The following is a 20,727-nucleotide window of genomic DNA, read 5'->3' as shown; positions in this document are numbered from 1 at the left end:
TAAAATCTCGGTATAAAACATAAGGTTAAGCGGTACATGAGAGAGGCAACCGATTCCTAGGTCGGGTGGCTCTCTTTTCTTGTGTTGGGCGGTCTATGGGCTTCACTCCCCGAGGTTCAACTCGACCGACAGCTACGTAGCTCTGGGTGCGAGGTAGCCGTTTGGGTCGGTAAGGCATTCTACCCGCTCTACTTGGAGGTGGGCAAGCCCCCTCGGCAGAAGCGCCCGCGCCGTGCCTCGCAATACCCTGTCTGGCTTGACCTTTGTTGACCAATAATTGACGACTGGATTATTTGCGTGTTTTACTGGTTTTACAGGGGTAGGCCGTTTGGGTTCGGATGCCACTGCAAGACAGGGTAGCCGCTTGGATTTGAACCCGGCCACAGCCTGTTGGTGCGGCAAGCACCGTGACGGAAACACAAAGGTTGACTAGCTTTGACCCAAACGGTTGTTGGTGACCGCTTAGGTCAGCCAACGAGGACCATAGCCAAAAGATGTGCGTCTGTTCGCTTTTCACAAAGCGGATGGACGCTTTTTTGAGGCCAAAAATCTATATACGACAGGAGGAAGTTGGAATGCGAGGTTGTGTAAGCAAACGCGGTAACAAATGGTCATGGGTGGTAGAAATGGGCAAGAATAACGAGGGAAAGCGTCGGCAAAAGAGCAAGGGTGGGTATGAATCCAAAGTCGATGCGGAGAAGGCGCTCCAGAAGGTTCTCCACGAGCTAAACACCGATACTTACGTCGAAGCGACGAAGGATGACGTAAAGACCTTCTTCACGTCGTGGTTGGCGCAGAAGCAAATGAGCATCCGTCCCGGTACATACAAGACTTATCGGTGGCTGGTCAATTATCATATCATCCCGCAGCTTGGACAACACAAGATGGTTAACCTGTCGCCACAACATTTGGTGAGCATGTACGAGAGACTTGGAAGCGGCGAAAAGCGTCTATCCCCGCAGACGATCAACCACGTTCATAAGGTACTGCACGACGGTTTAGAGACGGCGGTTAAGTGGGGACTTCTCGTGAAGAACGTTGCGCATGTGGTTAAGCCCCCGGCGATCCCCAAGAGTGAGACGAAGACTTGGACGGACGTGGAATTGATGCAGTTTCTAGAGTTCACGATGAACAGCCGTTATCACATTATCTTTTTGCTTGCGGCAACAACCGGGATGCGTCGTGGAGAAGTTTTAGGGGTGAAGTGGGAGGATATCGATCTAACAACAGGTCGGCTATGTGTCCGGCGATCATACACTCGTGGAGTTGTCGGACATATCTTTCAGGAACCAAAGACGGTGGCGGGTATCCGAACAATCGCGCTGCCACAACAAACCGTCGAGGCGCTCAAGAAGCACCGTCTTGGATTAGAGGAAGACCGAAAGAAGGCAGAGAAGAACGGAACGGAGTACAACGATCACGGTCTGGTAGTTCAGACACGTAACGGCTTCCCGGTCAGCCCATACTTCTTGGAATCGCGTTGGCTAGACTTGCTACGGAAATCAGGTTTACCAAAGATCAGGTTGCACGATCTACGGCACACTCACGCCAGTTTGCTGCTAAAAGCGGGAATTCACCCGAAAGCCGTTAGTGAGCGGCTTGGTCATTCATCAATCATGATAACATTAGACAGATACTCACATTTGTTTCCTACACTCCAACAAGAAGCAGCAGAGAAACTGGATGATTTATTAAAATGGCCCCAAAATGATCACAATGACCTATAATTTCGACATATTAATTTGTCAAGCATCAAATTGATTATATATTTTACATTTTTCCGAATTATGATAGTATATAAGTGACTATGTAGGTAACTATTGCTAGATTGAGGTGAAAATTATGAAAATCGACTGGGCTTGTTATATTAATGGGGAAACTGTGGAAGAAGTTTACTATGAGCAACTGGACGATACACTGTACCAATCACAGTATGTTGACCACTTGTTCTGCACTACTGAGAACTGTGAAGCAGAAATAAAGTTCACTGAAAGAAAAGATGGTGTCAAATTCTTTAGTACAAAGAATGGACAAGGAACCAAACATCTTCTAGATTGTCCATATTATCTGAATTATGATGGCGAAGTCCCGAGAAAGAAGCTAATTGGGGTTCCTGTTGACGGCTCGGTATCTGATGATTGGATATTAAACACTTTACTAAGTAAGAGCAGGAGTCTTAAGAACAAAAATAAACCCCCGAAGGTTAGAAAGAAGCCTGGCTCCTCCAAACGCGTAATAAATACAGGAGAGGAAAATGTTCCAGTACCAGTTGATGGAGGCGTTACCGGTACGGATAATATAGTAGATAATATTAGGTTTGGCACTATTAATTCGAATTTCGTAACAAAGGACTTTCTTGGTCAAAGAAGACGCATCGTTGGCACAGCAATAGAAGCAGAGTATATCGATAATGGTAGTGATGATGAGTTTGGAGTTATACGCCTTCAAAATGATAACATTCACATAAATGCTTACTTCCCCCCTGCCTTTTATGCAGATCCAAGAGTTACTACTAAGACTGCCTTAGAGACATATATAAACTTAATCAAGCAAGAGATCGTGAAGGGAAAACAAATAACTATTATATGCTTAGGGTTACTAGAGGAAGATAGAAGGGGTAATGGTATCAATATTAACATTATCAACTTTAAACATATAATTGCGAATGAGGACAAATATTATAAAATTATTACTAGCGGAAAAGTATCTGACAATCCTTATCCGGACTAAGTTTTCATCGTGGGGAGTGGCTTTCGGGCTGCTCCCTTTTGCTGTCCTTACGTGGCTCTCACGAGTGCCGTAAGGGTGACGCGAAGCCCGGCAAGAGCAGTTCCGAGCCAGATTCGCCGCACTGTTGTTCTTACGTTCTCGGAAGACAAGCGTAAGGTTGACGAAGCCCGGAGCGAGCGGCGGTGGGATGGCTATCCTTACGCTCCGGAGCCATTCGAGTGATGCAAATACCCCCGGCAGAACGACACAGTAGGCCGAAGTACCGAATTTGTCCTGGAGCGTAAGGTTTGGCAAGCTGGAGCCGTGGAGAGCGATCGCCGGAAACCTTACGCTCAGAATGAAGAAGTGTAAGTTCTTCAACTTCTATTGTTATACAACCACCGCTCCCTGCGGAGCTTGTTCAACCTTACGCTCAAGAGTGTTGGAATGTAAGGTTGCGTTAGCTCTTGGAGCCGCTCCGCTTTTGACCCTTCCGGGGTTGTGGCTGGATCATCCCTTGAACGCTTGTCAATCACAACAAGACCTCTCTCTAACCTCGCCGCCCCGAACGGCTCCCGGTCGTGATGGTTTGCACGGTGGAACGGCTCCGGTTCTGCCCCGTCCACTCCCCCGAACCGACGTGTTCTTGTTGCCGATGCCGCCAAACCGGGGGATACCAACAACGCCTAGGAAAGCCAAGCGAATTGCTCCCAAAGGTGATCGTCCACTTGCTCCGCACGAAAGGTTGCGCCCCGCCTGTTTGTGGATGGACGGAAGCAAGGCGCACGAAGCCATTCAACAACAACCTGACCCGACCGCCTTACTGTGGCTGGCTCCGGGCCGCTTGCAACTGCTTTCCTCGGGTTCTTGTTTGCAAGCTGTTGACGGAAAAGCCCAAAGAGGGCCGCAACAGGTCACATGCTCATAACCTGTCACAGCCCCCAAACCCGCGTCCGACGCGGCCTCTCGGCTCTTACTCTTCTCCCGTCGCTACCGGATTCTCACTGTAGCTAATCCAATCGCTCCAACTCCCCGAGTACAGCTTCACGTTCGTGAACCCCGCTTCCTGTAGGGCTAACACGTTCGGAGTTGCCGAGATGCCCGAACCGCAATAGACGATAATCTCGTCCGACGAAGAGCCAAGGCCGCTGAAGCTTTCGCGAAGCTGTTCCGGCGTCTTCCAGCTTCCATCCTCGTTCAGACTATCCTTCCAGAAGAAGTTGGCCGCGCTGGGAATATGTCCTGCAACAGGATCGAACGGAGCCTCTAGACCGAGATATTGATTTGCGTCGCGGGAATCGACGAGCGCGGCGCTCACGCGGCGTTCCGACGCCGCGCGGACTTCGTTCACGTCGGCAAGCAACTCCGGGCGAACGGCCGGAATGAACGCGCGAACCTCCGGCACGGAAGTCTCCTGCGTAACCGGAAAGCCAGCCGCGGTCCAAGCCGAGTATCCTCCGTCCAACACATAGACGTTATCGTGACCGAGATACTTCAATATCCACCAAAGCCGCGAAGCCGCCGGACCATTTCCATCCTCGTAAACGACGACCGTCGTAAGCCCATCGATTCCGAGGCCGCCGAATAAGCCGGCCAGACGTTCCGGAGAAGGAAGGGGACTCCGTCCTCCGTGCTCGCCGGCGGGATCGGTCAGATCGGCTTTGAAATCGATGAACACCGCACCCGGCAAATGACCCTCGTCATAAGCATTCCGCCCATAATGCGCATCCTTAGGAGAAAACCGCACATCCGCGATTACGACCCTCTCGCTTTCTCCCGCTCCCTCGCCCCAGCGAGACTTTACCCACTCCGCGTTAACGATATTCGTAAACGACATAAAACTCACGCTCCTTCTATTTCTTAAATAGTGAATTCCAGATGCTCCTGCGTCTTCACTTCATGAATCGCCGCATAGATATCGTTCTGAATCTTCAGCAACTCAATATCGTCGCGCTTGCGGGGACGTTTGTTCGGCACATGGAAAATGTTATTGATACGACCCGGTCTCGGCGACAACAGGACGACCCGGTCTCCGAGGAACACCGCCTCCGATACGTCATGCGTGACGAACACGACGGTCTTCTTCTCGGCTTCCCATATTTTCAGCAGATCGTCTTGCAACTGAAGGCGAGTCAGATGGTCGACGGCACCGAACGGCTCGTCCATGAGCAACACTTCGGGGCTATTGGCGAGCGCCCGGGCAAGGCCCGCGCGTTGCTTCATTCCGCCGGACAGATGGTGGGGATACTTATGCTCGAAACCCCGCAAGCCTACCATCTCTAGGTACTTATGCACGCTAGCTTTGCGATCGGTCTTCGAAGCCCCTCGAATCTCGAGTCCCAATTCAACGTTCTGGAACACCGTGCGCCAAGGATATAACGACGGATCCTGGAAAACGACTCCGCGCTCGATTCCCGTACCCTGGAGCTTCTTGCCCCCGAACAGCACTTCTCCCGAAGAAGGCGATTGCAGTCCGGCCAAGATCTCGAGCAACGTGCTTTTACCGCAGCCGCTAGGTCCCAGAATACTCAAAAATTCCCCGTCCTGGATACTCAGGTCAATGTTCGTCAGCGTCTCCGTCGGCGAAGCGCCTCCATATATTTTCGATACGCCATTAATCGAGAATCCGGCCATGTTAGGATCACCTCGTATCTATCTTACTTCTTAGGAATGAACCGCAAATCGAGAATCTTCTCGACATTGTAGATTTCGTCTTGGAAACCAAGCTCCACTTGGATTTGCTGCGTCTCGAGCAGGGCATTCACGTCGACGTCCGGGTTATTCTCCCACAGCACCCTCTCGCGCTCGAACGCGCTGTCTACCGCCTTCTCGTCCACTTTGACGTTTGCCAGAAAATAAGCCTTATACTCGTCGGTATGTTCTTTCGCGTATTCTTGGGATTTGAAGTAAGCGCGCAGCAGCTTCTCGATCAATTCCGGTTTTTTCTCGATAAAATCGTTCCTGGAAGCGAGTACCCCCGTGTGGAAGTTCGGCAAATAGTCCCATCCTTTGGCAAGCAGCTTACCTTTGCCGGTGACTTCTACCAAGGAGGCGAAAGGCTCATGGATAATCGTCGCGTCCACTTGTCCCGATTCCAAGCTCGCGTAAGCCGCTTCCTGTGCGCCATTAGCTACGTATGTGACATCGTCTTTGGTCAGGCCGTGTTTTTGCAATATTTTCTGCGTATAGACATCCAGTCCGCTTCCGAATACGGCCGCTCCGACCTTCTTGCCCTTTAGATCTTCAACGCTATTGATTCCCGGAGCCGCGATTAAATAGAACGGGCCTTTCGTACGGAACATCGATGAAACGATCTTGATCGGAGCACCCTTACCCGCAGCGATAATCGCCGTGGTGGTCGCGACATCTGCGATATCGACGTCTTTGCTCGTTAAACCTTCTACCGCGTTCTTAGTCGTAATGAACTCGACGTCTAAACCTTCTTCCTTGAAAAATCCTTTTTCCGCGCCGAGACGTACGGCCAATCCGCTAACTCCGCTTAAAGGGGCATACCGAATTTTCTGCAGCTCTTCGCTGCCTTCGGACGAAGCAGATGGCGATTTGGCCGGAACAGCCGAGGATCCCTCCGCATTGTTATTCGAATTGCCCGAGCAAGCCGAGAGAAGAAGCGCAACCCCTAAGCTTATGACCCCTGCTTTTAATCCTTTTTTCTTGTTCATATCTATCTCTCCTCGTATGAAATGAATAGTTGGCCTAACCTATGAAGACTTCCATCTCAAGACGACCCGCTTCTCGAGCAAATCAATGATGGCGATAATGAGTACGGAAACGATCGTAACGACCGTAATAATCGCGAACGCTTGGGCCGTGTTATACAGCGATGTCGCCTGAACGAGCAGATTGCCAAGCCCGTCCTTAGAAGCGATCATCTCCCCGAACAGCGCTCCTACCAATCCCGTAGCCGCCGACAACCGTAAAGCGACGAAGATGGTCGGTGCCGCCGAAGGCAAAATCACTTTGACGATCGTTTGAACTTTCGATGCTTCGAATACCCGCGCGACTTTGAGATGATTTTCCGCCGTCTGCTTAATGCCGGTAATCGTGTTAAAAGCGATCGTGAAGAAACAGAAAAGAAAGACGATAGCGACTTTATTCGAAAGACCGATTCCTAGCCACAGCATCAGCAACGGGATAATCGTCACCTTCGGGATCGCCAAGAGGGCGGACAAGAAGGGCTTGAAGAACACTTCCGCCCGGGGAACGAGGACAAGCAGCATACCGGTTCCGATTCCCGCGACGGCGGAGAGCGCATACCCTGCCGCGAATTCGCGAAGCGTAACGGACAGATGGTGAAACACTTCCCCGTCGGAGAATAGCTTGACGATCTCCTTAACTACCTCGGTCGGCGCCGACAAATACAAACTGCCGACGATACCCGCCCGTACGACATATTCGATGCTTCCCAGAATGAGCAGCAAGAGCGCTATCTGGCCTATGATGATACCGCCGCTGTAACGGTTGGATTGTCCGTTACCCATACGCTTTCCCCCGTTTCTCGTGCTTGTCCGTATTGAGAGCAGCTTATTCGGCGGCTCCCTGCAAGGCCGCTTTCTTCTCGAACCGGTTATCCGGACGCGCCAAGCCGAAATGCTCCCGGAAAGTGGCTCCTTCGTATTCCGTCCGGAACAATCCTCGGCGCTGCAGCACGGGCACGACTAATTCCAAGAATAAATCCAACCCGCCGGTCATGTACGGAGGGCAGATGTTAAAGCCGTCGGCCGCTTCCTGAACGAACCATTCTTCCATCTGATCCGCGACTTCCTCCGGGTTGCCTACGATCAGCAGATGGCCTCTTGCCGTCGCGGCAAAATAATAGAACAGCTCCCGAACCGTAATATCCTCGTGCCCGGACGCGCGTTGTGCCAGCCCGGCCAGCCGTCCAGCTTTATCATCGGGAAGAGTGGATAGCGACAGATCGGGAAGCGGACCATCGAGAGGATAGCCGGTCAGATCGATGCCGATCCGATTGGATAACGCGGTCAAATTAAAGTCCGTCACGAGTAGCGAACTCAGTTCCGAATACTTCTCCCGAGCCTCTTCCGAAGTTCTCCCGACGAGAGGCACAAGCCCAGGCATAATGAACAGCTCTTCCGGTTTGCGGCCGTACTTGGCTAGCTTGCTCTTAATGCCGGCGTAGAACTTCTTTGCCTCTTCCAGCAGGATCTCTCCGGTGAAGATTGCGCTTGAGAATTGGGCTCCCAGCTCTTGGCTCCTCTCGGAAGTTCCGGCAGATAACAACGGAATCTGACCTTGCGGAGGTCTTGCCACATTAAGAGGGCCTTCGACCGAAAATTGTTCGCCTACATGGTTAATCGCGTGCACTTTGCTCTCGTCTATGAATTGTCCGGTTTCCTTATTCCGAATGAATGCGTCATCCTCCCATGAATCCCACAGCCGTTGGACGATGCCGACGAATTCGTCCGCGTAATCGTAGCGTTTGGCATTGTCCCAATGTTTCTCGCGACTGAAGTTCAGAGCCGCTCGAGAATCCGCTCCCGTCACGACGTTCCATGCCGAGCGTCCAGCGCTCAAGTAATCCAGCGATGCGGTCATTCTGGCTACGTGATAAGGCTCGGCGTAAGTCGTATTGACGGTTACGATTAACCCGATCTTCTCCGTAACCGCCGCCAGGTGAGACAGGATCGTGAACGGCTCCGGCCGGACCATCTGCGAAGGAAAAGAGTATTGTTCGGTAGCGCTCGTAGCCAATCGGTCCCCCAAGAAGAAGAAATCGAATTTCGCGCGTTCCAGCTTCTGCACAACCTCGATGAAAAATCGGGGATCGAAAGAACCGTCGGCGCGGGCTTCCGGCAACCTCCATCCGGCAGGATGGTATCCCGTGGAGAATAAGAAGAGACCCAGGTGCAGTTGGCGTTGCGGTTTACTCATATTGTTTTCCTCCCAAATCTATAGTTATCGCATGCGAAAACAATGAATTATAGTTATAATAAAAGACCGAGACGGCGAGAAGCCTCGTTAATCAAGATCAGCTCTTCGGATGTCAGGCGCTCTTCCGCGAACTTGAGCGAATCCACGATCTGCTCCGGCTTGGAAGCGCCAAGAATAGCCGACGAAATATAAGAATGGCTTAACACCCATGCTAGCGCGAATTGAGCCAACGTCCATCCGCGAGCTTCGGCCAACGGGCGAATCGCATCTACGAGATCGTATGCCGGATTCGATTGGAGCAATAGTTCCAGCCTCTTCTCGCCGGCCGCGAGACGCGACTCCGCCGGAGGGGCTTCGCCTTGACGATACTTGCCGGTTAGAATGCCTCGACCGAGCGGGCTATACGAGATAATGCCCACGTTCTCCGATTGGGCGAACGGGACGAGCTCCTTCTCGATCCCTCTCGTGATCAGGCTGTACTCCGGCTGCACGCTATCGAACCGATGCAATCCGTGCAACGCGCTCACTCCGTGGGCTTTGGCTAACTGCCAAGCCGCATAATTCGAACAGCCGATATACCGGATCTTCCCTTGCTTAATCAGATCATCCAACGCCCTAAGCGTCTCATCGATCGGCGTCTCCGCATCGAAACTATGAATCTGATAAAGATCGATATGGTCGGTTTGCAAGCGCCTTAAGCTATTCTCCAGCGCCCGGTAAATATAATAACGACTCTGACCGGCATCGTTAATGCCGGGACCCATACGATTGTGAAACTTCGTCGCCAGGATGACATTTTCTCTTCGGCCTTTGAGAATTCTGCCTATTATGGCTTCGGATTCTCCAAGAAGAGATACGTCGCCGACATCCATCCCTCTGCCGTAAACGTCGGCGGAATCGATCACGTTAATCCCGGCATCCAGAGCGGTATCCAATACTTTGGCCGAAGCATCCTCGTCGATCCATCTTCCGAATGCCATCGTGCCTAAGCTAACCTCCGAAACTTTTAGACCCGTTCTTCCTAATCTACGGTATTTCATGTTGTCGCGCTCCTTTGGTGAAAGACAAAAACGGACAGCCGGAAAGACGCCTTAATGCTGCAAGCGTCTCTCCGGTTGTCCGGTAGAGTCATTTATTTATTTTGTTTTAATTATAACTTATCCGATGAGATAAGTAGGATAATAACATGGATAAGTCGTTTTGGCAATCTGTTTTTAATGAAGAGATATAAAAATACAGAGCATCGGCCTCTATCTCGCCATGCTCTGTATTCATAATGATCCCGAAGGGGTATTAATTTTCAATAATGACGCTTTGAAGCTTGAGATTGACCGGATTGGCTATCGTATCTCCAACCGGGCATTTGCTCTCCAGGAAGTGTACGAACTCGTCCACCTTTTCTTTCGGCGAATCGGTTTTGATGCGGAACGTATACCGAATCTCGGAGTAACCGGGACGGACATCGGATTTGTTAAAAAATCCATCGAGGTCAAGATCGCCTTCAACCTCTACGAGAAAATCGTCGAGTTTCACGCCGAACTTAGGCGCATAGACTCTCGCTACGATTGATTGGCATGCGCCCAAGGAAGCAAGCAGAGCTTCGACCGGATTCATGCCGGTGTCCGTTCCCCCCAGACTCTTAGGTTCGTCGATCGTCAGTTCGAAATGTCTCGAACTCGTTTTCACTTTAACTCCGTCTTGCAAATGCGCGGTCGCTTTGAACGTTTGAACAGCAGCCATATCGTGATCTCCTTTAATCCACACTTTTCCAGTTGGTTTTAAATGAATTATAGATTAGCTATGGCGTGCTGTCAATCCATTTCCTTATCCGCGCCTAAGCTTTCGGTTTAACCGGAATATAGATATCCATCTCCAGCAATTCGTTGCGGTCCTGCCAGCAACGCTCATCGTAATATTCAAATTCGGGCGCTCCCGAATGCTCATACCCGGAGTGTGGGAACCATTCGCTGAAGATGGCCATCCAAGTATTCTGAATCGATTCGGCAAAGCGGTCGGAACCGACCTTCGGCGTCGTAAATACGGCATACGTCTGTTCCGGATAATGACGCTTGATCGTTCCTTCCAGCGCTTCGGCGCCTTCTCGGACTTCCAATCCGATCATGTAGCTGAACTCGCCCGATTCCATATCAAAATCACCGCAAATTCCGTACTCCGCATTCGAAATGGCCAGTTTATGCAGGTTCTCTCCCATTTTTTCTTGCATGTAACGCTGCCAGAAAGCCGGAATATCCCGATTGTTCTGGCCGTCGGCGTTGCGGGTTCGGATCGGGTACCCGATTACATCGAAACCCGGTTTTGTCACGATACGATGATCCATTCTAATTCCTCCTAAGTAGGGATTGTACCTCCGTTGAAGCACGTTCATTTTGGGGTAAGCAGGGGGCCGAATACCGCTCTTCCGATACTCTCCCGGCGTCATTCCGTACATTTTGCGAAAGGCGCGAATAAAGCTTTCCGGAGTGCCGAATCCGCAATCCAGGGCGATATCGAGCAGTTTATTCTTCGAGTAAGCCACCCGTTGGGCCGCTAAAACCAATCTTCGTTTGCGAACATAGTCCATGACAGGCAGCCCTACGATAAATTGAAAGACCCGGTGGAAATGAAATTCCGAGAAGTTCGATAACCTCGCCACGGTGGAAAACTTCAAATCCTCTCCCAATCTATTCTCGACCTCATCCACCACTCGTTGAATCACGCTTTCGTACGATGACATCCGGTTCCCCCCTTCCTGGTCTATTGTAGACTGCGGCGAACATTTGTTCTTGATCTTTCTTGCTGTTATTCTTTACATGTCAACTACCGCTCGGAGCCTGTATCTTTAATCGTTTGCGCGGACGAATCCCAACGCCATCGCGGTAAAGCTCCTTGCAGATGTACTCCGCCATACCATTCGTTTATCCCTTTTCTCTCGACCCAATCTTCTTTGCCATCCAGTACGTTCTTTCCAAACTCCGTTATTGCGACATCGCAGTTTTGCAAAGGACTAGATGATTCGTTGTATCCGGGAAATTCCGTTAAACCGGTTATTCGCAACAGGGCGAAGGGATCTCGCGACATTTTCCTTAGAGTGTGCCAGTATTCCAGATCCCCCATGCCTAATCCGTGCAGCTTTCCTCCCGCTTTATCGAACAGATCATACGGGGAATTTATTCCTGAATCGATCATCTCCAGCGTTATCTGCTCTACGATGCCAAGCCCATTATATTATAGAAGGAAAACGCGATAAATGTAATCGGAATGCCTCTTGCGCAAACGGCAGAGCGGATGTATCTCTGCTTAGCAATTGTTGCAGCAATTCGGGAGCCCCAGAGGTATAGGCTTGCCAGAAAGCTTGTCCTAATTCCAGTTCTTGAGCTCCGATAGATTTCCACGTTCCCGATAACGTCTCCATTTGCTCTAGGGAAAGTTGCCCAAGCCCTCGAAACGGCTCAATTCCGGGATACTCTCCGATACATAGTAAACTCAGTTTTGTTTTCGACAAGTCCTGCTTCGAGAACCAATCCAGCAAGAAGCACAGCATCGTCTGATCGAAAAGATCATGTTCAAACCATAAAATAATCTCCTCGTATTGATGGAAGCCAGCCAATGTCTTTTCTTGCTCTTCGCTGTTCCGCAAATATTCTTGGTACGGAATTCCCATCGTTTGTTCCAAGTATCGAGCTCGAATATCACGGTTACCCCCTGCAGCCGGGTCTAAAAATACGGGGCCGTGAGGATACGCCTCTCTCCATACGAGAACATCGCCTTGCACGATTCCTTGCCGCAACTTCTCCGCCACCGAATCTCCGTTTACTATGTGCAGCATTCCTTGTCCCCCCTTCGCGTCGGTGAAACATTACCCTTATAAATAACGTCTATTACTATACAACTAAGCCTAAGTTAGTGTTGAAATCGAACGCTGTGGAGGATACTATCATGAAAAAAACGATTATTGCATTATTCGGAATTACGCTGACTGCTGCCGCATTATTGCCTAATCAAAGCTATGCGGACAATCAACCCTTCGTTATACAGGGTAAAACGGTCGATGGACGCACTTTAGTGCCGGTTCGCTACATCTCCGCAGGATTAGGCGCCGATGTGAAATGGAATCAACAGGCAAAGACGGTTAGCGTCCTTCAAGGGGATACCCATGTTATCCTGAAAGTCGATTCCAATAAAGTTCTGCTGAACGACAAAATAATCACGATTGATGTCCCCGCTCGTAACGAGAAAGGCGTCATCTACGTTCCGATCCGTTTTATCGGTCAGGCCCTGGGGGGAACCATCGCATGGAATTCATCCAACAGAACGGCTGACGTATCCTTAGGAGACAAACAAGTTAGGGTGACTACGGAGTCCACTTTTAATACGTCCAAGATCCCGCAAGCAACCCTTAACACGCTGATCCAGAAAGCGAACGAAGCAGCCGATCTTTCTTCAATAGCGCAAATCAGAACCCATTTTAAACCTTATTTTACAGACTCGTTCATTAATAGACTTATACAACAAAGAGGACTAAAAATCAAAGCTCCATTTAACGAGATCGCCTATAGTAACTCCAATGATAAGGTAGGGCAAATAACGCAAACAAGTACCACCGCCGATAAAACTGCTTATGCGATCGAACGAACGATAGTTCTTACCTATTCGAAGGATAGATGGTTGGTCGATAGTATTGTATTCACTACTTTGTTTCCATAAGAACTAATCTAAAAAACGAATCAAGAACCGCACATTAAGAGCGGTTCTTGGATCGTTCGTTATTTAGCAATCGCTCAAATTGTCCTTAACTTATTGCTTAATAAGGTTCACCTGTTCTAGCAATTCGTCAACCGCTTGATCGACCAAGTACGGGCCATAATTCCACTTGTCGCGGGTAACGTTAATGATTCGATTGTTTTTCACGGCCGGATGGTTTGCGAATTCTTCCATCGACAAAGCGGTGCCCCCATCCGAGTATTTCTTGTACTGCTCCGGCATTAGGAAGCCGTAATCTTCATACACCAGCTTGCCCAGCGTTCCACCTATCACACTTACCCGGAGATCGGTTGATCGCCTTTATTGCGATTGCGGAAGTTCCATGGCGTTCCAAGGTACGATAACGCCCATCTGTCTAACCCGTACCAACCGGCCACTTTCCAACCGAGTACGATCCAAGTCGCAAGGATGAACAATAAAGGATTCGTGCTCAATGTCCCCGCGAACAGGAAGCTCGCATTCATGAATGCTCCGAAGAAAGCCGCGACTCCCGTCAATAAGCCAAGAATAAGACCTAGTCCGACAAGCACCTCGCCGAATGCCACGAAGTACGAGAACAGCTTCGCATTGGGAAGCACCGTGTTTTCCAAGAAGGATGCATACCAGCCCGTGACGTCTTTTCCTTCCGCCGCCTTGCCTAAAGCCCCTTTAACGAACCCCGTAAGTCCTGCACCAGCATCGCTTCCGACCCATTTTTCATTCGTAACCTTATGTATTCCGGCATCCAGCCAAGCATATCCCAGATATAGTCGAACAACTAACCACAGCAACCCCGATCTTGTGTTATTGAACAAGAAATTGGATACCGGATTTTCGGGAATAATAATGTTTTTCCCTCGTAACTCTTCTTTGATCGTCATTGATATCATCTCCTTAGGAAGTAAGTCCGTCGTTTGATTCCATCATACCGAAATAATGGAAAGGATAATGCGACATTCCTCACAGTTGACAATATTTCTGTAAATTGTTTCTCAGAACTCTTACCCGTAACTATTTGGAAATAAGCAAATGCGCTTACCTCCATTAGCCGAACTCACGTCCTACTCGGTCATAGATTAAGCATTCACATCCATTAGAGCAGGAACATGGATTTCTTTGACGCAAGCTGCCTTGGATAGCTCTACGACACACTTCACAAGAGCGACAATATCTTGAACAGGTATTCTAGTGCCATTGTACGCAGACATCGCTTTCTCGGCACCTTCCTCGTAAGGAATTTCAGCAGCAAGTTCTCCGGGATTTACACAAGTGACCGCAATACCGTCTTTTCGCACGTATTCCCGCAAAGCGCTGGAAATTCCTCGCAGCCCGTACTTTGAAGCGACAAAAGACACTTGGGTATTGCTAGTATTGTCTAACCCCGCAGTTGAACCGATTAAAATAACTTTTCCAGCATCCGATTTTCGCAGATTGGGCAACAATGCCTGAATACAAGTAATAGTCGAAGTCATATTTACATGTATAATGTTTGCAATTTCGGATGGCTCATCGTTTTCGAAATCGTAATGGTCTTCGAAGCCTTCTTTTTCCCAAATGCCTACATTGTATATAAGCACATCTACCGTCTCTTGCTTCAGTGCATCTGCGATTAGTTTTGCTGCGTTAGGCTGTGACAGGTCAGCTTGAATCCAGTTCCTCCGTACGCCATCATTCAAATCCGCGTTACTCGGTCTGGTTCGTGAAACTACCCAAACCTTGTCTTCCTTGTGAGGTAATCCTTTGGCAAAAGCATCTCCTAAACCTTTACTAGCTCCAAATATAAGATATGATCTCATCTCTTCCTCCTTCTGTACTTGTAAAAATAGTATCCAGTGTCCCTTCCAGCGATATAACCGTTCTCCGATTACACTTGCCCTTCCCACTCTTGGTAGAACCGCTCTACGTATTGCTCCATATAACGGTGCCGTTCCTCGGCCATTCTTCTAGCAGCAGCTGTGTTTACACGATCCTTGAGCTTGAGCAGCTTTTCATGAAAATGATTCATCGCGGTACTCTTATCATGACGATATTCACCAGGTGTCATGTTATCCCGAGGCGGTAAATGAGGGTCGTGAATAGGATGGCCCTTCCAGCCGGCATATAGGAACGTTCTTGCAATCGCTATCGCGCCGATCGCGTCGAGTCGATCTGCATCTTGTACCACTTTACCTTCCAATGATCGCATTGGCGGATTTGCCCCGGCATTGTAGGACATGGTAGAGATGATCTCCATAATGTGCTGACGCTCTTCATCTTCCATGGGCTGTCCCTCAAACCAATCGCTTACTTTGCGAAGCCCGCTCTCCTTAGAGTCATTGAGCTTCTCGTCCGCGATATCGTGCAGAAGCGCGGCCATCGTACAAATGAAACAATTCGCGTTTTCTTCGCGAGCCAACCTTCTCGCCATCTGTACTACGCGATGAATATGCCACCAATCGTGTCCGGTCGCATCGTTTTCCAACTCTGATTTGCAAAACCGTTCAGCAGCGCTGATCATTTCTTTTTGATGGTTTAACAGAGAATCCATTATCGTCTGCACTTCCTTATGCTAACAAGATTTTTGACAAAATGACTACCCTATTGGACTAATTCACGAATGAAATGGTTTAATATAAGCGGGTAAGGAAAATATGAGGATGAACAATCCGAGGAGGAATGGCCGATGCCGACGGTTCTAGTAGAAGGAAGAGATGCCATTCAGGCGGTCGACGGTACGAAACTCGTACTTGCGTTGGAGGATAACGGAGTCGACATTCTGCACCGCTGCGGCGGCAATGCCAAGTGTACGACATGCGCCGTAGAACTGCTCTCCGGGAGTGCGGGCGAGATGGAAGAAGCGGAAGCGACCGTTCTTCGTAATAAAGGAATCGAGGACCCTGCCGTCCGGCTATCTTGCCAAATTCGGCTACAAGGTGACTTAACGGTCCGGCTTATCAAGACTGCGACTTCTACAGGCTTGGAGCCAGGGACTCGTCCCCAAGAGTGATAACTGCTATTAAATTGAAGGGCTGGGATTCCTCGAAGGAGGGCTTCTCGGCCCTTTGTTAATCCGTACAGACATGCGAATCTGCAAATAAAAAGAATCTTGAATTTATCAGGTCCCAATTAGTTTATACTTTTATGGATATTCATGTAAACATTAAAGGCGATCTCCCCCGGTTGAATACCGAGTAGAGATCGCCTCTGTTTCCCAAATACCAAGTCAAGGAATGCTATGGATTCAACGTGACTATGATACGGGATACGTTGGTTCCTCCCATACCGCCGCTCAGCCGAATCACGTTATTCGCGCCTGAATTCAAATCGATCAGACGGCTAACACGACCGGTGTAAGTACTCCAGCCTCCTGTGCCAGGCATAGAAAGCGAATAACCGTTCCCGGACGAGTCGCCGCTAGCGTTCACTTTAACGGTTGCTTGGTTGTCCGCGGAAGCGTAGACGATTGTAAGAAGCGCCTGACCCCCTGCACCGCCATTAATGCCGGTAACCTCGAAGTAGGAACCTGGGATATGCATATTCTCAATACTGCCGCTCGATTTAACCGCCCCGCCCCCAACGGATACGTTGCTTCCGCTCATAGGATATTCCGTTTCTAAAGGGGGAGCATTCGGGATCAACGATACGATGACGCGGGATATGTTAGCCCCGCCCATACCGCCGCCGAGCCGAATGATGTTATTCGTGCCTGAGTTCAAATCGATCAAGCGATTGGTTCGACCCGTGTAATTACCCCAGCCGCCTGTACCAGGCAAGGAAAGAAAATAGCCTTCTGCAGAAGTGTCTCCGCTGGCATCCACCTTAAAGGCCGTTCCGCTGTCGCCGGAGGAGTAGAGTACGGTAAGAAGCGCTTTTCCTCCCGTGCCGCCGTTGATGCCGCTTAACTGGATGTAAGAACCTTGAGTATGCATATTTTCAATATTTCCACCCGATCGGGTTGCCCCTCCCCCAATAGTTACGTTGCTGGCATTCATGGCGAACTCCGTTTTCTGGGTGTATTCACTATAGTTATTATTAATGATATCGTAGTACTTGATCTCCGTAGCGTGGGAACGAGGCCCGACGGCCGGGACGCCGTTGGACGTCTGGACGACCTTCTGAATGGTTCCGTCCGGATTGAAGTATAGCCGATCCACGTTGACGGAACGCAGCGTACCGTTGGAAGAGATTTGGGCGTTATGGTAGAACAAATACCAGTTACCCTTATATTGCACGATAGACCCATGCGTCGTTTCGCTATTATAGACCGGATCCAGAATGATGCCGCGGTTGGTCCATGGTCCAAGCGGGCTGTTGCTGGTAGCGTACCGCATCCGGTTCGCGCCTGGATTGCCGTCGGCGTACGTCAGATAATACAGGCTTCCCCGCTTAAAGACCCAAGTGGCCTCATGGAAATCCTCCAGCTCGGTAAATTGCTTAACCGGTCCTTCTATCGACATCATGTCCGCAGCCAGCTTGACTCCATAGCTTACCCCGCCGCCCCCGGCATACAGGTAATAAGTTCCATCGTCATCGCGGAACACGTTTGGATCAATTAAATTGCTACCGGGAAGTCCCCCTATATAACCTTGAACCGTAAAATCTTCGGCAGGTTTGTTGCTTGTCGCCACGCCAATCTTCCAGGAATTGTTCCAATTCGAATCGCTAGGATGAGGGAAATAGAAATAATAAGTTCCGTTCTTGTAAGCGGCGTCGGGAGCCCACATAAACCCGCCCTCCGGACGCCCCCACGGCACGTCATCCGCACGGAGAATCTCTCCTTCGTCCACCCAATCCACCATATTATCGGATGAGAAGACGTGATACTTATCCATCAAGTCGCTGCCTCTGGAAGGAAAAATATCGTGCGACGGATACAAGTAAATACGTCCGTCATCCCAAACGTGAGCAGAAGGATCAGCGGTGAAAATACTGGTTATTATAGGGTTGCCTGATAGGGTAACGGGATCATCCGCTGAAGAAGAAGATGTGAAGCCGAAAAGAACGGACAGCAGCATTGTTCCTGACAAGAACGGACTTAATAGCTTTTTTCGCATTAAATTATTTACCTCCTCGTTAACTGAAATGAACTTGCATACTGGTATACCTCTGCATTCTTGCCGCTTACGCTTACCCTGCTTAGTTACCAGACAACGAAGATGTTTCAATCATCACCCCCAAGTATTTAGGATGGATAAAAATGTAAATATGGGGAGCTATCCTAGTTTACAGTATTGATGACCTGTCCCGTAATGAGTCATTTTTGAACTTTCCCTGTCATTCTTAGCCTCATGGTAAAGACCCGCCCCTTGTTTGCCGAGGTGGGTTATTAGAAAAAAAATCCGCTTATAGGCGGATTTTTTTTATTCACAATAGGTCACATTCGAGCATGGAATTGGTTACCAAAAGAACATAACATATTTGGTAGATAGTGTAAAATTGTATGTGCATTAATAGAATTACGCCAAAGGAGGTGATTTCATTCTAGGAAATGTTTGCTTGATTCATGGTTTTAAAATCAATGAATAAGGGAGGAGATTTTGATGACGTATCAAGAAACGTTGAAGCAACAACCGTCCAGAGCCATGACGCTCTTGATGGGTACGGGCGCTCTGCTGCTGATTCTAGCTTGTTCGTTGCTGTTTGCGGACCGCGCTTCGGCGCACGGTAGACTGATAGACGGACGCGCGGACTTGTGCATGAGCGGGCAAAACACGGATTGCGGACCGGTCCAATATGAGCCATGGAGCGTAGAGGGCCGCGGGGACTTCCCGGAGATCGGAGTGCCGGACGGTCAGATCGCTGGCGGAGGCAAGTACCCGCCGCTGGATGCGCAAACCATGACCCGCTGGACCAAAACGAACCTGAGTGGCGGACCTCATACATTCCAATGGAAAATAGTCGCCAACCACAGCACCAACTATTGGGACTATTACATTACGAAGCCAGGGTGGGATCCGAACAAACCGTTGGCTCGGGCCGATCTTGAGTTGTTCTGCCGATATGAGGATAACGGCGCCATTCCAGCGACGGACTACTCCAACGACTGCTTCGTCCCGAACGATCGGGAAGGCTATCATGTCATCGTCGCGGTGTGGGATATCTTCGATACGGTCAACGCTTTCTATCAAGCGATGGACGTGAACCTGACGCGCGATCTTTCGCAACCGACAACGCCGGCTCCGGGTTACCCCGGCGATCCGAATCGCTTTGGCGCAATCCGCGATTGGAGCTCCATTCGCCCGTATAATAGCGGCGAACAAGTCGTATACAGCGGCAATATCTGGCAAGCCAGATGGTATACCCTAGGTCAGACACCCGGAACTAGCGAAGTATGGCAGCTCATCGGACCGTCTACAGGCACGACGATTCCTGCAGCCCCAACGGGATTGACGGCAGCCGCAGGCAACGCTCAAGTCGCCTTGAGTTGGACGTCTTCGACCGGCGCGACGAGCTACACGGTTAAACGCGCAACGGCGGCAGGCGGTCCGTACACGAACGTGGCGACAGGCGTCACGACGACGAGCTACACGAACTCGGGTCTGACGAACGGTACGGCTTACTACTATGTCGTCAGCGCATCTAACAGCGCGGGCGAGAGTCCGAGCTCAACGCAAGTGAACGCGACTCCGACCGCAGGCACGGCAATTCCCACCGCGCCAACGGGATTGACGGCAACCGCGGGCAACGCTCAAGTCGCCTTGAGCTGGACGGCTTCGACCGGAGCGACGAGCTACACGGTTAAACGCGCAACGACGACCGGCGGTCCGTACACGAACGTGGCGACAGGCGTCACCACGACGAGTTACACGAACACGGGTCTGACGAACGGTACGGCTTACTACTATGTCGTCAGCGCATCCAACAGCGCGGGCGAGAGCACGAACTCCGCACAATCGAGCGCGACGCCGATTGGCGGTGGCACCGGAACGGGTAGCCTTCTTGTCCAATACAAAGCCGGTGACACGAATGCCGCGGACAACCAGATCAAGCCTCACCTGAACATCAAGAACACGGGTTCGTCCGCCGTTAACCTAAGCACGGTCAAAGTCCGCTACTACTTCACGAAAGACGGAACAGCTGCGGTGAACGCCTTCATCGATTGGGCGCAAATCGGTGGAAGCAACATCACGATGACGTTCGTGAGCGGCTCCGGCACCAATACGGACACCTATGTCGAACTGGGCTTCACCGCTGGCGCGGGTTCCATCGCGGCAGGCGGACAAACGGGCGACATTCAGCTACGTATGGCCAAAGCAGACTGGTCGAACTTTAACGAAGCAAACGACTATTCTTACGATCCGACGAAAACCGCTTACGCGAACTGGGATCATGTCACGCTGTATCAGAACGGAACTTTGGTATGGGGCACGACACCATAAAAAGTCGATT

20 protein-coding genes are annotated in these 20,727 nt (G+C 50.2%); 5 read left to right on the top strand and 15 right to left on the bottom strand.

The features are described from left to right. The first annotated feature begins 524 nt into the window (after positions 1-524). Positions 525-1,727 (top strand): tyrosine-type recombinase/integrase, encoded by a 1,203-nt coding sequence (locus HH215_RS24270; RefSeq protein WP_310735501.1) that lies wholly within the window; start codon positions 525-527, stop codon positions 1,725-1,727. A 115-nt stretch (positions 1,728-1,842) separates the two neighbouring features. Beyond that, the gene (locus HH215_RS24265; RefSeq protein WP_169282233.1) at positions 1,843-2,730 is read left to right on the top strand and encodes a hypothetical protein; all 888 of its coding nucleotides are present in this window, start codon (positions 1,843-1,845) and stop codon (positions 2,728-2,730) included. A gap of 952 nt (positions 2,731-3,682) precedes the next feature. On the opposite strand, the gene HH215_RS24260 is transcribed toward HH215_RS24265, so the two are convergent. The 10 genes from HH215_RS24260 to HH215_RS36520 all read right to left on the bottom strand — a co-directional run bounded on the left by HH215_RS24260 (position 3,683) and on the right by HH215_RS36520 (position 12,445). After that, on the bottom strand, positions 3,683-4,546 hold the full coding sequence (locus HH215_RS24260) for a sulfurtransferase (protein ID WP_169282232.1): 864 nt from the start codon (positions 4,544-4,546) through the stop codon (positions 3,683-3,685). Positions 4,547-4,569: 23 nt separating this feature from the next. Continuing rightward, complete coding sequence (locus tag HH215_RS24255; RefSeq protein WP_169282231.1) at positions 4,570-5,343, bottom strand: ABC transporter ATP-binding protein; 774 nt, start codon at positions 5,341-5,343, stop codon at positions 4,570-4,572. Positions 5,344-5,366: 23 nt separating this feature from the next. Further along, the gene (locus tag HH215_RS24250) at positions 5,367-6,389 is read right to left on the bottom strand and encodes an ABC transporter substrate-binding protein (RefSeq protein ID WP_169282230.1); all 1,023 of its coding nucleotides are present in this window, start codon (positions 6,387-6,389) and stop codon (positions 5,367-5,369) included. A gap of 39 nt (positions 6,390-6,428) precedes the next feature. Further along, positions 6,429-7,208 (bottom strand): ABC transporter permease, encoded by a 780-nt coding sequence (locus tag HH215_RS24245; RefSeq protein ID WP_169282229.1) that lies wholly within the window; start codon positions 7,206-7,208, stop codon positions 6,429-6,431. A 43-nt stretch (positions 7,209-7,251) separates the two neighbouring features. Beyond that, complete coding sequence (locus HH215_RS24240; RefSeq protein WP_169282228.1) at positions 7,252-8,619, bottom strand: LLM class flavin-dependent oxidoreductase; 1,368 nt, start codon at positions 8,617-8,619, stop codon at positions 7,252-7,254. Between the two features lie 53 nt (positions 8,620-8,672). Next, positions 8,673-9,659 carry an aldo/keto reductase gene (locus HH215_RS24235; RefSeq protein ID WP_169282227.1) on the bottom strand — a complete coding sequence of 329 codons (987 nt, stop codon included), beginning with the start codon at positions 9,657-9,659 and terminating at the stop codon, positions 8,673-8,675. A 253-nt stretch (positions 9,660-9,912) separates the two neighbouring features. Then, on the bottom strand, positions 9,913-10,359 hold the full coding sequence (locus tag HH215_RS24230; protein ID WP_169282226.1) for an OsmC family protein: 447 nt from the start codon (positions 10,357-10,359) through the stop codon (positions 9,913-9,915). Between the two features lie 94 nt (positions 10,360-10,453). Next, positions 10,454-11,353 (bottom strand): AraC family transcriptional regulator, encoded by a 900-nt coding sequence (locus HH215_RS24225; protein ID WP_169282225.1) that lies wholly within the window; start codon positions 11,351-11,353, stop codon positions 10,454-10,456. 83 nt (positions 11,354-11,436) lie between these two features. Next, on the bottom strand, positions 11,437-11,805 hold the full coding sequence (locus tag HH215_RS36525; protein ID WP_254450204.1) for a hypothetical protein: 369 nt from the start codon (positions 11,803-11,805) through the stop codon (positions 11,437-11,439). 34 nt (positions 11,806-11,839) lie between these two features. After that, entirely contained in the window at positions 11,840-12,445 is a 606-nt protein-coding gene (locus tag HH215_RS36520; protein ID WP_254450203.1) for a DUF1835 domain-containing protein, read from the bottom strand. Positions 12,446-12,555: 110 nt separating this feature from the next. Between HH215_RS36520 and HH215_RS24215 the strand changes: the two genes are divergently transcribed. Then, the gene (locus HH215_RS24215; RefSeq protein ID WP_169282224.1) at positions 12,556-13,323 is read left to right on the top strand and encodes a copper amine oxidase N-terminal domain-containing protein; all 768 of its coding nucleotides are present in this window, start codon (positions 12,556-12,558) and stop codon (positions 13,321-13,323) included. Positions 13,324-13,413: 90 nt separating this feature from the next. Here the strand turns inward: HH215_RS24215 and HH215_RS24210 are convergent, their stop codons facing one another. The 4 genes from HH215_RS24210 to HH215_RS24195 all read right to left on the bottom strand — a co-directional run bounded on the left by HH215_RS24210 (position 13,414) and on the right by HH215_RS24195 (position 15,886). Further along, on the bottom strand, positions 13,414-13,653 hold the full coding sequence (locus tag HH215_RS24210; RefSeq protein ID WP_174887638.1) for a hypothetical protein: 240 nt from the start codon (positions 13,651-13,653) through the stop codon (positions 13,414-13,416). A 2-nt stretch (positions 13,654-13,655) separates the two neighbouring features. Beyond that, complete coding sequence (locus HH215_RS24205) at positions 13,656-14,240, bottom strand: DoxX family membrane protein (protein ID WP_169282223.1); 585 nt, start codon at positions 14,238-14,240, stop codon at positions 13,656-13,658. A gap of 195 nt (positions 14,241-14,435) precedes the next feature. Beyond that, positions 14,436-15,155, bottom strand: coding sequence for an SDR family NAD(P)-dependent oxidoreductase (locus HH215_RS24200; RefSeq protein ID WP_169282222.1), 720 nt, complete (start codon positions 15,153-15,155; stop codon positions 14,436-14,438). Between the two features lie 68 nt (positions 15,156-15,223). Continuing rightward, on the bottom strand, positions 15,224-15,886 hold the full coding sequence (locus tag HH215_RS24195) for an HD domain-containing protein (protein ID WP_169282221.1): 663 nt from the start codon (positions 15,884-15,886) through the stop codon (positions 15,224-15,226). A 135-nt stretch (positions 15,887-16,021) separates the two neighbouring features. On the opposite strand from HH215_RS24195, the gene HH215_RS24190 reads away from it, so the two are divergent. Continuing rightward, on the top strand, positions 16,022-16,345 hold the full coding sequence (locus tag HH215_RS24190) for a 2Fe-2S iron-sulfur cluster-binding protein (RefSeq protein ID WP_169282220.1): 324 nt from the start codon (positions 16,022-16,024) through the stop codon (positions 16,343-16,345). A gap of 226 nt (positions 16,346-16,571) precedes the next feature. On the opposite strand, the gene HH215_RS24185 is transcribed toward HH215_RS24190, so the two are convergent. Then, the gene (locus HH215_RS24185; protein ID WP_169282219.1) at positions 16,572-18,392 is read right to left on the bottom strand and encodes a family 43 glycosylhydrolase; all 1,821 of its coding nucleotides are present in this window, start codon (positions 18,390-18,392) and stop codon (positions 16,572-16,574) included. Between the two features lie 486 nt (positions 18,393-18,878). Here HH215_RS24185 and HH215_RS36515 point away from each other — a divergent pair, with 486 nt between their 5' ends. After that, positions 18,879-20,717, top strand: coding sequence for a cellulose binding domain-containing protein (locus tag HH215_RS36515; RefSeq protein ID WP_254450202.1), 1,839 nt, complete (start codon positions 18,879-18,881; stop codon positions 20,715-20,717). Positions 20,718-20,727 lie beyond the last annotated feature (10 nt).

The sequence above is a fragment of the Cohnella herbarum genome (assembly GCF_012849095.1).
Classification (GTDB): Bacteria; Bacillota; Bacilli; order Paenibacillales; family Paenibacillaceae; genus Cohnella; species Cohnella herbarum.
The sequence above is the reverse complement of the archived record's forward strand: the minus strand, read 5'-3'. Positions and strand labels throughout refer to the sequence as shown.

Bases quoted from the DNA above. Each gene is read 5' to 3' on its own strand.
- HH215_RS24265 (WP_169282233.1), top strand. From the start codon at position 1,843: ATGAAAATCGACTGGGCTTGTTATATTAATGGGGAAACTGTGGAAGAA.
- HH215_RS24205 (WP_169282223.1), bottom strand. From the start codon at position 14,240: ATGACGATCAAAGAAGAGTTACGAGGGAAAAACATTATTATTCCCGAA.
- HH215_RS24225 (WP_169282225.1), bottom strand. From the start codon at position 11,353: ATGTCATCGTACGAAAGCGTGATTCAACGAGTGGTGGATGAGGTCGAG.
- HH215_RS24190 (WP_169282220.1), top strand. From the start codon at position 16,022: ATGCCGACGGTTCTAGTAGAAGGAAGAGATGCCATTCAGGCGGTCGAC.
- HH215_RS24200 (WP_169282222.1), bottom strand. From the start codon at position 15,155: ATGAGATCATATCTTATATTTGGAGCTAGTAAAGGTTTAGGAGATGCT.
- HH215_RS24260 (WP_169282232.1), bottom strand. From the start codon at position 4,546: ATGTCGTTTACGAATATCGTTAACGCGGAGTGGGTAAAGTCTCGCTGG.
- HH215_RS24185 (WP_169282219.1), bottom strand. From the start codon at position 18,392: ATGCGAAAAAAGCTATTAAGTCCGTTCTTGTCAGGAACAATGCTGCTG.
- HH215_RS24240 (WP_169282228.1), bottom strand. From the start codon at position 8,619: ATGAGTAAACCGCAACGCCAACTGCACCTGGGTCTCTTCTTATTCTCC.
- HH215_RS24230 (WP_169282226.1), bottom strand. From the start codon at position 10,359: ATGGCTGCTGTTCAAACGTTCAAAGCGACCGCGCATTTGCAAGACGGA.
- HH215_RS24250 (WP_169282230.1), bottom strand. From the start codon at position 6,389: ATGAACAAGAAAAAAGGATTAAAAGCAGGGGTCATAAGCTTAGGGGTT.
- HH215_RS24270 (WP_310735501.1), top strand. From the start codon at position 525: ATGGACGCTTTTTTGAGGCCAAAAATCTATATACGACAGGAGGAAGTT.
- HH215_RS24235 (WP_169282227.1), bottom strand. From the start codon at position 9,659: ATGAAATACCGTAGATTAGGAAGAACGGGTCTAAAAGTTTCGGAGGTT.
- HH215_RS36520 (WP_254450203.1), bottom strand. From the start codon at position 12,445: ATGCTGCACATAGTAAACGGAGATTCGGTGGCGGAGAAGTTGCGGCAA.
- HH215_RS24215 (WP_169282224.1), top strand. From the start codon at position 12,556: ATGAAAAAAACGATTATTGCATTATTCGGAATTACGCTGACTGCTGCC.
- HH215_RS24245 (WP_169282229.1), bottom strand. From the start codon at position 7,208: ATGGGTAACGGACAATCCAACCGTTACAGCGGCGGTATCATCATAGGC.
- HH215_RS24195 (WP_169282221.1), bottom strand. From the start codon at position 15,886: ATGGATTCTCTGTTAAACCATCAAAAAGAAATGATCAGCGCTGCTGAA.
- HH215_RS24255 (WP_169282231.1), bottom strand. From the start codon at position 5,343: ATGGCCGGATTCTCGATTAATGGCGTATCGAAAATATATGGAGGCGCT.
- HH215_RS36525 (WP_254450204.1), bottom strand. From the start codon at position 11,805: ATGATCGATTCAGGAATAAATTCCCCGTATGATCTGTTCGATAAAGCG.
- HH215_RS36515 (WP_254450202.1), top strand. From the start codon at position 18,879: ATGACGTATCAAGAAACGTTGAAGCAACAACCGTCCAGAGCCATGACG.